General features: G+C 40.7%; 13 protein-coding genes and 1 pseudogene. 6 read left to right on the top strand and 8 right to left on the bottom strand.

The annotated features are described in order from the left end of the window. Both HMPREF2701_RS07750 and zwf read left to right on the top strand, forming a co-directional pair. Window positions 1-255: pseudogene (locus HMPREF2701_RS07750) on the top strand (amino acid ABC transporter ATP-binding protein); the annotation flags it as partial. A gap of 149 nt (window positions 256-404) precedes the next feature. Further along, window positions 405-1,892, top strand: a complete 1,488-nt coding sequence (gene zwf / locus HMPREF2701_RS07755) for a glucose-6-phosphate dehydrogenase (protein WP_070482680.1) — start codon at window positions 405-407, stop codon at window positions 1,890-1,892. Window positions 1,893-1,936: 44 nt separating this feature from the next. Here the strand turns inward: zwf and ftsY are convergent, their stop codons facing one another. The 3 genes from ftsY to HMPREF2701_RS07770 are packed head-to-tail and all read right to left on the bottom strand — an operon-like array spanning window position 1,937 to window position 4,824. Further along, window positions 1,937-3,211: a signal recognition particle-docking protein FtsY gene (gene ftsY, locus HMPREF2701_RS07760; RefSeq protein ID WP_070482681.1), complete on the bottom strand. Its 1,275-nt coding sequence runs from the start codon at window positions 3,209-3,211 to the stop codon at window positions 1,937-1,939. Window positions 3,212-3,214: 3 nt separating this feature from the next. After that, window positions 3,215-4,033 carry a Cof-type HAD-IIB family hydrolase gene (locus tag HMPREF2701_RS07765; protein WP_033681724.1) on the bottom strand — a complete coding sequence of 273 codons (819 nt, stop codon included), beginning with the start codon at window positions 4,031-4,033 and terminating at the stop codon, window positions 3,215-3,217. Then, a complete protein-coding gene (locus HMPREF2701_RS07770) occupies window positions 4,033-4,824 on the bottom strand; it encodes a Cof-type HAD-IIB family hydrolase (protein WP_070482683.1) in 792 nt (263 codons plus the stop codon). Before HMPREF2701_RS07770 ends, HMPREF2701_RS07765 begins: the two co-directional genes overlap by 1 nt. Window positions 4,825-5,053: 229 nt before the next feature. On the opposite strand from HMPREF2701_RS07770, the gene HMPREF2701_RS07775 reads away from it, so the two are divergent. Further along, window positions 5,054-5,749: a VIT1/CCC1 transporter family protein gene (locus tag HMPREF2701_RS07775; protein ID WP_070482684.1), complete on the top strand. Its 696-nt coding sequence runs from the start codon at window positions 5,054-5,056 to the stop codon at window positions 5,747-5,749. A 42-nt stretch (window positions 5,750-5,791) separates the two neighbouring features. Here HMPREF2701_RS07775 and HMPREF2701_RS07780 read toward each other — a convergent pair whose 3' ends face one another. The 5 genes from HMPREF2701_RS07780 to HMPREF2701_RS07800 all read right to left on the bottom strand — a co-directional run bounded on the left by HMPREF2701_RS07780 (window position 5,792) and on the right by HMPREF2701_RS07800 (window position 11,809). Then, window positions 5,792-7,780 (bottom strand): ABC transporter permease, encoded by a 1,989-nt coding sequence (locus HMPREF2701_RS07780; protein ID WP_070482685.1) that lies wholly within the window; start codon window positions 7,778-7,780, stop codon window positions 5,792-5,794. 1 nt (window position 7,781) lies between these two features. Beyond that, window positions 7,782-8,540, bottom strand: coding sequence for an ABC transporter ATP-binding protein (locus HMPREF2701_RS07785; RefSeq protein ID WP_000173358.1), 759 nt, complete (start codon window positions 8,538-8,540; stop codon window positions 7,782-7,784). 372 nt (window positions 8,541-8,912) lie between these two features. Next, window positions 8,913-9,185 (bottom strand): PspC domain-containing protein, encoded by a 273-nt coding sequence (locus HMPREF2701_RS07790; protein ID WP_001085048.1) that lies wholly within the window; start codon window positions 9,183-9,185, stop codon window positions 8,913-8,915. Between the two features lie 58 nt (window positions 9,186-9,243). Beyond that, window positions 9,244-9,693 carry a SprT family protein gene (locus tag HMPREF2701_RS07795; protein WP_070482687.1) on the bottom strand — a complete coding sequence of 150 codons (450 nt, stop codon included), beginning with the start codon at window positions 9,691-9,693 and terminating at the stop codon, window positions 9,244-9,246. Then, window positions 9,680-11,809: a Tex family protein gene (locus HMPREF2701_RS07800; protein WP_070482689.1), complete on the bottom strand. Its 2,130-nt coding sequence runs from the start codon at window positions 11,807-11,809 to the stop codon at window positions 9,680-9,682. Before HMPREF2701_RS07800 ends, HMPREF2701_RS07795 begins: the two co-directional genes overlap by 14 nt. A gap of 577 nt (window positions 11,810-12,386) precedes the next feature. On the opposite strand from HMPREF2701_RS07800, the gene HMPREF2701_RS11555 reads away from it, so the two are divergent. The 3 genes from HMPREF2701_RS11555 to HMPREF2701_RS07815 are packed head-to-tail and all read left to right on the top strand — an operon-like array spanning window position 12,387 to window position 14,236. Then, on the top strand, window positions 12,387-12,518 hold the full coding sequence (locus tag HMPREF2701_RS11555) for an SPJ_0845 family protein (protein WP_070482693.1): 132 nt from the start codon (window positions 12,387-12,389) through the stop codon (window positions 12,516-12,518). Further along, window positions 12,519-13,424 (top strand): permease, encoded by a 906-nt coding sequence (locus tag HMPREF2701_RS07810; RefSeq protein WP_070482694.1) that lies wholly within the window; start codon window positions 12,519-12,521, stop codon window positions 13,422-13,424. It begins immediately after the preceding gene. Beyond that, window positions 13,421-14,236: a TIGR03943 family putative permease subunit gene (locus tag HMPREF2701_RS07815; RefSeq protein ID WP_070482695.1), complete on the top strand. Its 816-nt coding sequence runs from the start codon at window positions 13,421-13,423 to the stop codon at window positions 14,234-14,236. Before HMPREF2701_RS07810 ends, HMPREF2701_RS07815 begins: the two co-directional genes overlap by 4 nt. Window positions 14,237-14,306 lie beyond the last annotated feature (70 nt).

The raw sequence follows: 14,306 nt of genomic DNA on the forward strand, positions 1-14,306 counted from the left end.
CTCTTTGATGAACCAACTTCTGCCCTTGACCCTGAGATGGTTGGAGACGTACTAAACGTTATGAAGGAATTGGCTGAGCAAGGTATGACTATGATTATCGTTACCCATGAGATGGGATTTGCCCGTCAGGTTGCTAACCGCGTTATCTTTACTGCAGATGGTGAATTCCTTGAAGACGGAACACCTGATCAAATTTTTGACAACCCACAACACCCACGTCTGAAAGAGTTCTTGGACAAGGTATTAAATGTCTAAACGCAAACTGTAAGGATTTCCTTGCAGTTTTTTTCTATCTCGTATTGGATTTTTTGATTTTTAGGAAAATTATGTTAGAATTAAGTTTATGAAATGAGGTTTCCTCATACCTAGCAAGACTAGGAATAAAATAGAAATTAGGTAGCTAGATGTCATCTAAGGTTATTGTTACAATTTTCGGTGCGAGTGGAGACCTGGCTAAACGCAAGCTCTACCCTTCCCTTTTTAGACTATATAAATCCGGCAATCTTTCCGAGCACTTTGCAGTCATTGGAACTGCTCGTCGTCCTTGGAGCAAGGAATATTTTGAATCTGTTGTAGTCGAATCGATCCTTGATTTGGCAGATAGTACCGAACAGGCTCAAGAGTTCGCTAGCCACTTCTACTATCAAAGTCACGATGTCAATGATACAGAACACTACATTGCTTTGCGTCAATTGCAGGCTGAACTAAATGACAAGTATCAAGCTGAACACAACAAGCTCTTCTTCTTGTCTATGGCGCCTCAATTCTTTGGAACTATCGCAAAACACCTCAAGTCTGAAAACATTGTGGATGGTAAAGGTTTTGAGCGCTTAATCGTTGAAAAACCATTTGGTACAGATTACGCAACTGCAAGCAAGTTGAATGACGAACTCCTAGCAACATTTGATGAAGAACAAATTTTCCGTATCGACCATTATCTTGGTAAGGAAATGATCCAAAGTATCTTTGCAGTTCGCTTTGCAAACCTGATTTTTGAAAATGTTTGGAACAAGGACTTTATCGATAATGTTCAAATTACTTTTGCAGAGCGCTTGGGTGTAGAAGAACGTGGTGGCTACTATGACCAATCTGGTGCCCTCCGCGACATGGTACAAAACCATACACTACAACTTCTTTCTCTCCTTGCCATGGACAAGCCAGCAAGCTTCACAAAAGACGAGATTCGTGCCGAAAAGATTAAGGTCTTTAAAAACCTCTATCATCCAACAGATGAAGAGCTTAAAGAACACTTTATCCGTGGTCAATACCGCTCTGGTAAGATTGATGGCATGAAATATATCTCTTATCGTAGCGAGCCAAATGTAAATCCAGAATCAACAACTGAAACCTTTGCATCTGGTGCCTTCTTTGTAAACAGCGATCGATTCCGTGGCGTTCCTTTCTTCTTCCGTACTGGTAAACGTCTGACTGAAAAAGGAACTCATGTCAACATCGTCTTTAAACAAATGGATTCTATCTTTGGAGAACCACTTGCTCCAAACATTTTGACCATCTATATCCAACCAACAGAAGGCTTCTCTCTTAGCCTAAATGGGAAGCAGGTAGGAGAAGAATTCAACTTGGCTCCGAACTCACTTGATTACCGTACAGACGCGACCGCAACTGGTGCTTCTCCAGAACCATACGAAAAATTGATTTATGATGTCCTAAACAACAACTCAACTAACTTTAGCCACTGGGATGAAGTTGGTGCGTCATGGAAATTGATTGACCGTATCGAAGAGCTCTGGGCTGAAAATGGTGCCCCACTTCATGACTATAAAGCTGGAAGCATGGGACCTCAAGCAAGCTTTGACTTACTTGAAAAATTCGGTGCAAAATGGACTTGGCAACCAGATTTCGCCTACCGTCAAGATGGCCGTTTAGAATAAAAAAAATCCTGCAAGTTAATGCCTTGCAGGATTTTTACTTCTGATTAGATTAAGCCTTCCAAGAGACCCTTCATAAAGTTTTCTGAGTTAAACTCTCCAATATCATCGATTTTTTCACCAAAACCAATCAATTTTACAGGAATATTGAGTTCTTCACGGATGGCTAGAACAACACCACCTCGAGCAGTTCCATCAATCTTAGTCAAGACAATTCCTGTCAAAGGAGTGATTTTTGAAAATTCTTTGGCCTGTACCAGGGCATTTTGACCTGTTGATGCATCAAGTGCCAAGAAGGTTTCATGGGGTGCCTCTGGAACAACACGCTTGATGATACGACCAATCTTCTCCAACTCAGCCATGAGGTTGTCCTTGTTTTGCAGACGACCAGCAGTATCAATCATGAGAATATCGATACCTTCAGCTACAGCACGTTCCATACCATCAAAGACCACACTGGCTGGGTCAGCTTTTTCAGGTCCAGTCACAACTGGAACGTCAACACGACGGCCCCATTCAGCAAGCTGGGCTACTGCTCCTGCACGGAAGGTATCTGCCGCAACCAGCATGACCTTTTTACCAGCTTGTTTGTAGCGGTGAGCTAGTTTCCCGATAGAAGTTGTTTTCCCAACACCATTAACACCAACAAAGAGCATGACTGTCAAGCCATCTTGGAAGTGGATGCTTTCATCGTAGTTGCCATCCTTTTCATAAAGCTCAACCAATTTTTCAATAATAACTCGTCGAAGAGCATCAGGTTTCTTGGCGTTTTCAAGCTTGGCTTCGTAGCGTAACTCCTCTGTTAAGTTAGAAGCGACCTGTACACCAACGTCACTCATGATCAGCAATTCTTCTAGTTCCTCGAAAAATTCTTCGTCAACAGAACGGAAGTTGGCAAAGAAGGCGTTCAAGCGAGCACCGAATCCTGTACGAGTTTTCTTAAGACTGCGGTCATATTTTTCCTGAACAGTTTCTTCTAACTGAGACCTTTCTGCTTCAAGAACCTCAGAACTATTTTCTTCTACAGGCTCTTGGAGCTCAGTATTCTCTTCCTCTGTGACTTCTTCTGAGTTTGGAAATTCTTCTATTTCTTCTTGAGAAACTTCTACAGTTGGCTCTGAATCCAGACTTTCTTCAACTGTGTCTTGATTTTCCTCTTCTTGGAGCACAGCTTCTTCAGAACTTTCAACTTCTGCTACTTCTTGAGAAACTTCCTCAGCTTCTATATCTTCAGACAAATCAAGATTTTCCAGAGCTTCTTTTACAACTTCTTCGATCTTAGGTTCTTCTTTTTTTCCGAATAGACGGTCAAATAATCCCATATCTTAGTTCTCCTTTAGCACATATTCTTCGATAGCCCAGGCGACAGCCTCTTCATCATTGGTCATTGGCGTCACTACATTTGCGACTGCCTTGACTTCAGGAACAGCATTTTGCATGGCAACACCGAGCCCTGCCCATTCAATCATAGAAAGGTCATTGGCCTCGTCACCACATGCCATAACTTGGCTTTGGTCGATTCCAAGATGGCTGATTAGTTTTGCCAAACCTGTTGCTTTATGAACATTCTTTGGTGACCACTCTAGCAACATTTCACGTGATTTAAAGATTTCATATTGGTCAAACAATTCTGGAGAAATCTTCTGAATAGCTGCATCCAAGGGTTCTTGAGCAAAGGCGGTCACGCATTTATTATAAGTCATTTGACTAGATAAGTCTGCAAAGTCCACTGGAACAAAAGTCAAAGCTGGATTGAATTTGGCATAAAGACTTTCTTGGTCTGATTGAATTTGATAAACAGTTCCTTCTGAGATGGCATCAAGAGGCAGTGATAATTTCTCTGTTTCTTCATACAAGCGTGCTACATCATCATATGAAAAGACTGTCTTATCAAGGATTTCACCTGTATTTTTCTGAACTAAACCACCATTAAAAGTAATCGTATACTCATCTTCCTGACCGTCAGTCCCTAGCTCATGGAGAAAGAAATCCATAGCTTTTAAGGGACGACCAGTTGTCAATACGACCTTGATACCACGATCACGCGCAGCTTTCAAGGTTGCCTTGGTGCGATCCGTCAACCTTTTATCAGTAGTCAGCAAGGTCCCGTCCAAGTCCAATGCAATCAATTTTATATCTGCCATTATAAGCCCTCCATATAAGCTATAACCGACTGGTCCTTATGGTGACCAATCACAGTCTTTGCTAATTCTAAAATTTCAGGTCGTGCATTTTCAGGAGCTACAGGATGTCCCACAACCTGCATCATATGCAAGTCATTTAGATTGTCTCCAAAAGCCATAACCTGATCCATTGTGATACCAAGTTTTTTAGCTAATTCAACAATGGCCACACCCTTATCGACATAGTCCAGAACAATATCAATGGATTCAAAGCCAGTTGTCATGGCCTTAACACCAGGGACATTTTCGTTTACCCAAGCTTCCCCAGCTTCTAGCGTTTCTTCTGTGAAGTTGGTTGTAAATTTGAAAATGTCATCTTTAATATCTTCCAGACTCGCTACTTTTTGGATATTTTCATTATAGTGCTGACTCACTTTTAAATAGGTCTCATCAACCGTATCTAGCACATAAGAGCCTTTTTTCCCCGTCAAGAGCAGTTTATTGACATCTACATAAGGTGACGTTTTCAGCTTTTCAAAAGTCGTCAGATAAAAGTCACGAGACATGGTCGCTTCATACAAGTCCTGACCTTGATATTCTACCAAACTGCCATTTTCCGCGATGAAAATGATGTCATCACGAACATCAGCAAATAATTTTTCTAGAGACAGAAATCCGCGCCCCGAAGCCACCGCAAAGTAAATCCCTTTTTCCTTGTAGGAAACCAAGAGAGACTTGAGGCGGTCCATATCAAAGCGCCCATTCCCATCTAGGAAGGTTCCGTCCATATCCGTTGCTACTAGTTTAATCATAAAATCTTTCTTACTCCGATTAGTAAATCTACCTCCTATTATACCATAGATAAGTAGAAAAAGGACTAGTCTATCAGCTTTGCTTCTCTTTTATCCTTCTCTACTAGCTAGTGCTGTTTCTATCTTTTAAAAAACTCGTAAAATTAAAATCGTGCAACTTTTTTCAGATACTTTTAAAAGATTGATTTCATAACCTGTTTCCTTTATACTGGATAAAAAGGAGAATAGTATGTCAGAAACAAATCACGAAATCGATTCAAATTTTGCAGGTCGTTTAAATATCCTGCGTGCTGGTGTTCTTGGTGCTAATGATGGAATTATTTCCATTGCTGGTGTGGTTATTGGGGTTACCAGTGCTACAAGTAATATCTGGATTATCTTTTTATCAGGATTTGCAGCTATTTTGGCCGGTGCCTTTTCAATGGCAGGTGGAGAATATGTGTCCGTTTCAACTCAAAAAGATACCGAGGAAGCGGCCGTTGCGCGTGAGCAAGTCTTGCTAGACCAAGACATGGAGCTAGCTAAAAAGTCTCTCTACGCTGCCTATATTCAAAATGGCGAGTGTGAAACATCAGCCCAACTTCTCACCAACAAAGCCTTTTTAAATAATCCACTCAAGGCTTTGGTAGAGGAAAAATATGGGATAGAGTATGAAGAGTTTACCAATCCTTGGCACGCTGCTATCTCTAGCTTTATTTCTTTTTTCCTTGGTAGCTTACCACCCATGCTTTCAATTACCATTTTCCCAAGTGAATACCGCATCCCTGTTACTGTCCTTATCATCGGTGTGGCCCTTCTTCTCACTGGTTACACTAGTGCCAAACTTGGAAAAGCCCCAACCAAAACAGCTATGATTCGGAACCTAGCTATTGGGCTCTTGACCATGGGAGTTACTTTCCTGCTCGGACAACTCTTCAGCATTTAGAACACAAAAAACACCTCGATTTTGAAGTCGAGGTATTCTTTTTTACATTTGCACAATCTTGCGATAACTTCTTGAAGTAATCATGAAAATCAGCACATAGGCGATGAGGAAGATAGCGCAGATAGACAAGGTCACAATCAACATCATATTCGTATCTATTACACCAATCACTTTTAAAATCAGACTAAGCATATGGTAGGCAAAGGCTAGATGTATGAAGGCAAAAAGCAAAGGAAGGAAGAAAACAGTTAAAACCTGTTTGTTGATGGTTTGCTTGATTTGCTTTTGATCTAAACCGACTTTCTGCAAGATAATAAAGCGCTCACGGTCTTCATAGCCTTCAGAAATTTGCTTGTAGTAGATGACCAGAACGGTTCCGACCATAAAGATAATGGATAGGAAAATACCGATAAAGAAGACACCACCAAAGAGGGCACTCATCTGAGCACTAGCATCTGCTAGATTGCTACCATACACATAGCTACCTTCCGTGTTTAATTGAGCATTAAACTGATTGAGGTATTTATCATATTCTTCAGCGACCTTGAGTTGTTCTTCTTCGTTGGCATTTACATTCATACCACCGTAAAACTGATTATAGATAGCCGAATCTGGGAATTGGTCAAAAAAGGCTTGTAAATTAGGTACAACAAGGTAATTGTAATCAGCAGTCAAAATATTAAACTGATTTGGAACATGGTTTACAATGAAATCTTTAGTAAATTCTTCTTTGACAGAAAATTGATGGTTATTTAGAGTTAGAGCTTTCTGTCCTTTCAGTCCATCATTCTTAGCGAAGAGGCCGACCTCATTGCCTGATAGAGAAAGCTTCTGACCAGTCATATTTTCATAATCTTTTTGGTCAAATACCATGAAAACTGTTGTGGGTTGGACACGATTTTGTCCTTTTTCAAAAAGGGTTAACTTGCTACCTTCTTGGTTTGCAACACCAAAGTAAGCGTAACGAAGAACTTCTTTCTCTTTAATCTTATAACCTTTGTCACTTGCAAACTGGCTCAAGAGTTTGTCCAAATCTTCTTTTTCAACATTTTGCCCTGAAACCCCAAAATCATGAGGATTTAGAACTTTTTTAAAGCTTTCTGAAGCATTGAAAATACTAGTCGCTGCAGACATGGTCACCAAAACCATTGTTGACAAGATAGCGATAGTTGCCAATCCAACCGCATTTTTCTTCATACGGAAAATCAAGTTGGACACTGAGATAAGGTTATTAGGTTGGTAATAGTATTTCTTGTTTTTCTTTAAGATTTGAAGGAAAACGGTAATTCCTGCATTAAACAATAGATAAGTACCAAAGATAACCAGCAAAACAGCTAAGAAGAAGGTTGTTAAGGCTGTAAGAGGATCTTTTACTGTAAGGGCAAGATAATAGCCAATCCCTAAACTTATGGAACCAAGAATGGTTTGGAGAGGTAGGAAACGACCTCTTTTCTCTCCGCTTGCTTTCTCACGCGAGAGCTGGAGGGCATTCATACGGGCGATTCGAAGGGCATTCAGGAACATGAGGCCTAGGAAAATCAATCCAAAGACAACAAGTACTGCAATGACAACATTCATTTGGAAGGTAGCGACCAGCTCAACCTTCAATTTCATCAGTTTGAGCAAGAAAGCGAAAATCAACTTGTCAAACAAGGCTCCAATACCGATACCCGTCCCAACAGTTAGAATCCCAAATACCACTAACTCCTTAAAGGTCATACTGATTAGATGACGCTTCTCCAAACCCAGCATGCCATAAATTCCTAGTTCCTTGGAACGGTTTTTCATGACAAAACTATTGGCATAGAGGACGATAATGGCTGACGCAAGGGTGACGACAAACATACCAAATCCAAGCGTTGCTTGAATGGTTGATCCTCCACGGATTTCCGCAATCTTTGGATTGAAAGTTAGAGAGTAAAAGAGATAGGTGACTGTGACTGCCAAGAGAACAGCCAGCGCAAAAGGATAGTAGAGTTTGCGGTTTTTAATCAAGTTCGATACCGCTAACTTATTGGTTAATCGAAACATACTAATTCACCTCGCTTGCCATGACAGTCAAGGTATCAGAGATTTCTTGGAACATCTGACGCTCTGTCTTCTCTCCACGGTAGATTTGGTTGTAAAGAATGCCGTCTTTGATAAAGAGTACACGTTTAGCTCTGCTGGCTGCTGCTGTTGAGTGGGTTACCATAAGAATGGTTTGGCCGCGCTCATTGATTTCATCAAAGACATCAAGTAAGGCTGCAGAGGACTTGGAATCAAGGGCACCTGTTGGTTCATCCGCAAGGAGAATTTCAGGTTCTGTGATGATGGCGCGTGCTACTGCTACACGCTGTTTCTGACCACCAGAAATCTCGTAAGGGTACTTCTCTTGCAATTGATTGATACCTAGATTCTCAGCAGTCACCACCAATTTTTTCATCATCTCCGTAATGGGTCTTCTTGACAAGACAAGGGGAAGCAAGATATTGTCCTTAACAGATAGGGTATCTAACAAGTTAAAGTCTTGGAAGACGAAGCCCAGCTTTTCACGACGGAAGCTAGAAGCCTGTGAATTTTTAATGGTTGCTGTATCAGTTCCGTTCAGATAAACCTGGCCACGACTTGGTTTATCCAGCATAGCTAGGATATTGAGAAGAGTTGATTTACCAGAACCAGACTCACCCATGATGGCAACGTAGTCACCCTTTTCTACGGTAAAGTGAATGTCCTTGAGGGCTTCTACTTGGTTGCCCTGAAAACGAGTTTTATAAATTTTTTGAACGTGTTTTACATCTAAAAGTGTCATGAGAATCTCCTTTCTTAATATCCCATCAAATGAAATGTCTCTTGCATCATAGCGCATCCCAGCTGAACGCGCTCGATATCTTTGTGGCTTGGTTTTCTTGTTTTCTTCTGTAAGATTTGTTTCATGATGTTACTCCTTTGTTCTTTATGAGTCTAGTTTACATCAAAAAAAGACCGCTTGCCATAACCTAACCTTACAAAAGAGACTTTAATCTTACATTTTTGTAAGATTGGAGGGAATATACCCATTTCATTAGAAATATTTTACCATAAAAAGAAAGTAAGAAGAAAACCCTTGCGGATACAAGGGTTCAAAAATTTTAAAATAGATTAGTCGAATTCATAGACTAACAGTAAAATAACTGTTTCTACCTCACCAAAACCAGCCTTCATTGTCGTCAATAGCTTGGGCTTCTTTGCGTTTGCGTGGGCCTGTTCCGTACATTTCTGCTTCGATTTCTTCCTTGGTTGGCATGACAGAAGCTAGGATGATATAGATAATCACGCCAAGTCCAAAGTTTGCGACTGTAAAAATAGCAAATAGAAAACGAACAAGGGTAACATCAAAGTTCCACTTATCTGACAGACCTGCCAAAACTCCTGAAATCATGCGATTTCGTCTCATTTTATAAAATTTACTGTTCATGATATTTCCTCTTTCTGCTATGTTAGACATAGTATATCACAGGTAGGCTCGGCTTTCATCAGTCCTCAGGCTGATTTACTAGTAGTAATTTGCCTCGACAAACCCCACAGCGATAGCGTTTGGTATCAATTCTTCGCTTTCGATGATACCTTTGTTGGCAGGATTGACAACGATAAAGCTTGAGTGGTTTGGAGTGGCTATTTGTCAAGGAGGGCACAAAGCGTAATCCATCCACTGCTTTCAAAAGTTCCTTAAAATCCCGATCCTTGTGTTGATAGCCCTTCCCTTGAAAATAGAGGTGATAATGACAGAGTTCATGTCTGACAATTTTCCTAAAAATGTCTAAACCAAGTTCCTGATAAATCTTGGGATTAAAATCCAAATGCCCATTTTTGGGGAAAAATCGCCCACCTGTCGAACGTAGACGAGAATTCCACTGGGCTTGATGGATAAAAGGTCTGCCGAAGTCTTCTAGTGAAACCTGCTTAACGTAATCAGTTAGATTCATTTGGAGCTAGGAGCGACAGATTGACTTTTTCACGTTCAGTATCAATTTTCTTGACCCAAACGGTCACCAAATCTCCGACAGACACCACTTGGCTAGGATGTTTGATAAACTTGCGACTCATATGGGAAATATGAATCAAGCCGTCCTCATGAATTCCGATATCAACGAAGGCACCGAAATCAACGACGTTACGCACCACACCTTCTAGCTTCTGACCTACCACTAGGTCTTTGAGATCTAGGACATCTTGGCGAAGCACAGGTGCATCAAAGGAATCACGGAAATCTCGACCTGGTTTGAGAAGATCTGCAATGATATCTTTAAGAGTTTCTGGACCAAGGTCTAGCTCTTGCGCCATTTCCTTGACTGAAAGCGACTTGAGTTTGCTTTGGGCTTCTTCATTCAGATCCTTGATGTCTAAGCGTTTGAAGAGTTCCTTAACGGCAGTGTAATTTTCTGGGTGAACTCCTGTATTATCAAGAATATTGCTACTTTCAGGGATACGGAGGAAACCAGCTGCCTGTTCAAAGGCCTTGGCCCCCAGACGGGGAACTTTCTTGATTTGGGCGCGTGAAGTAATTTTTCCTTCTTCCTCACGATATTTGACGATATTTTCAGAAATGGTTTTATTGAGTCCAGCTACGTGTGAAAGAAGAGCTGGACTGGCCGTATTGACATTGACACCGACTTGGTTTACCACTGTATCGACAACAAAGTCCAGACTCTCAGATAATTTCTTCTGACTGACATCATGTTGGTATTGACCGACACCAATTGACTTAGGATCGATTTTGACCAATTCCGCAAGAGGATCTTGCAAACGACGGGCGATAGAAATGGCAGAGCGTTTTTCAACGGTCAAGTCTGGAAACTCCTGACGGGCAAGTTCACTGGCAGAATAGACCGAAGCACCACTTTCATTTACGATGACATAACTAACCTCAGGAAAATCTTTCAGAACTTCCGCTACAAAAGCTTCACTTTCACGACTAGCAGTACCATTTCCGATGGCAATAATCTCTACATCGTATTGACCAATCAAGTCTGCCAGATCTTTCTTGGATTCTTCGATTTGCCGAGCAGAGGCTGGTTTGACAGGATAAATGACCTGAGTTGTCAGCATTTTCCCTGTTGCATCCACGACAGCTAGCTTGGCACCTGTACGAAAGGCTGGATCAAATCCAAGAACCACGCGCCCTTTCAATGGAGCAACCAAGAGGAGATTGCGCAGGTTGTCCGAAAAGAGTTGAATAGCCCCTTCTTCTGCTTTCTCAGTCAATTCTGTCCGAATACGACGCTCGATAGCAGGCAAGACTTTTTTCTTAACTGACTGTTGGACAACTTCATCTATATAGGCATTTTTCACCTTGAAACGAGCTGCAAAGAAGGCAAGAATACGGTCCGTCGCATGTTCAAAACCGATCTTCAAAACACCAAGTTTCTCCCCACGATTGAGGGCTAAGGTACGATAACCTTGCATATTTCCAACCGTCTCTGAAAAATCATAATAAATCTGAAAAACCTGCTTTTCATCAAGACTTTCATCCTTGACTTGAGAAGTGAGTTTAGAGTGTCTCAGCACTTCCTGATAAGTCATAGCACGTAAATTAACATCTTCCGATAAGGCTTCTACCAAAATATCAACTGCACCAGCTAAAGCTTCCTTGCCAGTCGCAAATCCTTCACAGACAAACTTCTCAGCCTCTTGTTCTAAGTCAGCTACATTTTGCAAAATCAAGCGAGCAAGAGGGAAGAGTCCGGCTTCACGGGCAATAGTTGCCTTGGTTCGGCGTTTTTCCTTATATGGAAGATAGAGTTCTTCTACGTCTGCTAATTTTTCAGCAGCTAAGATAGCTTCTTCCAACTCCTTTGTCAACTTGCCTTGTTCTTGAATCTTAGCTAAAACAGCTTCCTTACGGTCGTTGAGATTTGTCAGACTTTTATCCAAGTCAATAATGGCCTTAATCGCCACCTCATCCAGACTACCAGTCATATCCTTGCGATAACGCGCGATAAAGGGAATAGTTGCCCCTTCAGCTGTTAAAGACAAGACAGTATCAATTTGTTTTAAGGTCACACCCAAATCTTGGGAAATTTTTAAATATTTTTTATCCATAAACCTATTATACCATAAGCTAAACGTTTCAAATTACCTCTTACAATTTTAAAACATAAGTTGGGAAATAAATTTACTTCATTTCAATATTCTATTCATTGAGAAGGTTTCAATTTAGAATTCTACTAGATTACAAAAGAATCTATGAGTAATTTCACTGTTTTTATTTTTTACAAAACGCTCTATAAAGCTATTTGTTGAAGTTAACAAATCAATTTTCAGAGCAAATAAAAAAACCGCAAGCCTGAGCCTGCGGTGGGGGTAATCTTTTTTGAAATTTTTAAACAAAAAAGGAGCATTTAAGCTCCCTCCTTTGAAATAACGGACACTTGGCTGGTCGGTGTACCCAGCATCTCAGATACCTTTTTCAAGGTGCGGCAGGAACCTTTCTGCCCTCAAATGTCTTTCGTTAACGTTATTCTAGCACTATCTACTTTTTTTGTCAAACTTTCTCAATCTACCAGACTTAATCAGGATTTATAAAGCTCTATTATTCGTTAGGTACTCAATTTTAACTTTTCCCTTTTCCTTAAAATAATAGTATAATAGAGGTAGAATTTAGAATCGAGGTACACCTATGGCTGTAAAATTTACAAAACGAGACGACTTGGACAAGATGTTTGAAGAGTTTGCGAAACTCCCTGATTTGAAACAAGTCACTTTCCCTGATGACAAAGAGAAAAAAACCAAAGCAGAAAAGAAAAACTAGATGACTGCTTTCCAACAACTCCCGTCTAGTGTGCTTCAGACTGGGGCTATTTTTCTCTCTATAATCATTGAAGCCCTACCCTTCGTTCTGATAGGAAGTATTGTCTCAGGACTGATTGAGGTTTATATCACACCTGACAAGGTTTATCATTTTCTCCCTCGAAATCGTTGGGGGAGAATCTTTTTTGGCACCTTCGTTGGGATACTTTTCCCTTCTTGTGAATGTGGAATCGTCCCCATTATCAATCGTTTTCTAGAAAAGAAGGTCCCCAGTTACACGGCTGTTCCCTTTCTCGTAACAGCGCCTGTTATCAATCCTATTGTCCTCTTTGCGACCTATTCTGCCTTTGGCAATTCCTTCCATATCGCCCTGTTACGAGCTCTAGGTTCCATTCTTGTAGCTGTAATACTAGGGATTTTTCTAGGATTTTTCTGGCAAGAACCGATTCAAAAAGAAAATCGGTTGGCTTGTCATGAACATGATTTTTCTCACTTGAGCTCTGCAAAAAAAGTTTTTCAGATTTTTGTGCAAGCGATAGATGAGTTTTTTGATACGGGGCGTTATTTAGTATTCGGCTGTCTCTTTGCTTCTATGATACAGGTCTACGTTCCAACTCGGATTCTGACCTCTATCAGTGCAACCCCTATTTTTGCCATCCTGCTCTTGATGCTTTTGGCCTTTCTTCTGTCGCTCTGTAGTGAGGCGGATGCCTTTATCGGTGCTTCTCTTCTCTCGAGTTTCGGTTTGGCACCAGTTTTGGCCTTTCTGGTGATTGGCCCAATGCTGGATATCAAAAATATTCTCATGATGAAAAATTACTTGAAAGCACGATTTATCAGTCACTTCATAACGATTGTGACACTCGTTGTCTTAGTATATTCTCTCTTGATTGGAGTCATCCTATGATTCGATTTTTAGTTTTAGCTGGCTATTTTGAATTGACTATTTATCTCCATCTGTCGGGCAAATTAAACCAGTACATCAACATGCACTATTCCTATCTGGCCTATATTTCCATGGTGCTTTCCTTTATCTTGGCTATTGTTCAATTGTATATCTGGATGAAGCAAGTCAAAACCCACAGTCATCTGAACAGCCGAATGGCTAAGGTGACGAGTGTTGCTCTTCTTGCCATTCCAATTGTCGTTGGCTTAACTTTTCCAACTGTTAGCTTGGATTCTCAGACCGTTTCAGCCAAAGGCTATCATTTCCCCTTATCAGAAGGCACGGATCAAGCCATTCAGACAAGTGAAGGGACAACAAGCCAATATTTGAAACCAGATACCAGTTCTTATTTTTCAAAATCAGCCTATGAAAAGGAAATGCGAACTGCGGCGGATAAATACTTGTCCCAAGATAGTATTCAGATCACTAATGAAAACTATATGGAAGTCATGGAGGCTATCTACGACTATCCAGATGAATTCGAGGGCAAGACAGTCCAGTTCACAGGCTTTGTCTATAACGACCCCAGTCATGCCAATAGCCAATTTCTATTCCGCTTCGGCATTATTCACTGTATCGCGGATTCAGGTGTCTATGGATTACTGACCAAGGGAAATACCCGTCAGTATGAGAATAACACCTGGATAACAGCCAAAGGAAAACTAGTCAATCACTATCATAAAGAACTCAAACAAAACCTCCCAACCTTGGAAATCGATAGCTTTACCAAAGTCGATAAACCAGAAAATCCCTATGTGTATCGCGTGTTTTAAAAAGCAAACTAAATCCATAAAAAAAAACGAACAAGTTCTCTTCTGAATGACAGAAAAAGAGCCTGTTCGT

Origin of the sequence: Streptococcus sp. HMSC077D04 (genome assembly GCF_001808785.1) — a bacterium.
Classification (GTDB): domain Bacteria; phylum Bacillota; class Bacilli; order Lactobacillales; family Streptococcaceae; genus Streptococcus; species Streptococcus mitis_BX.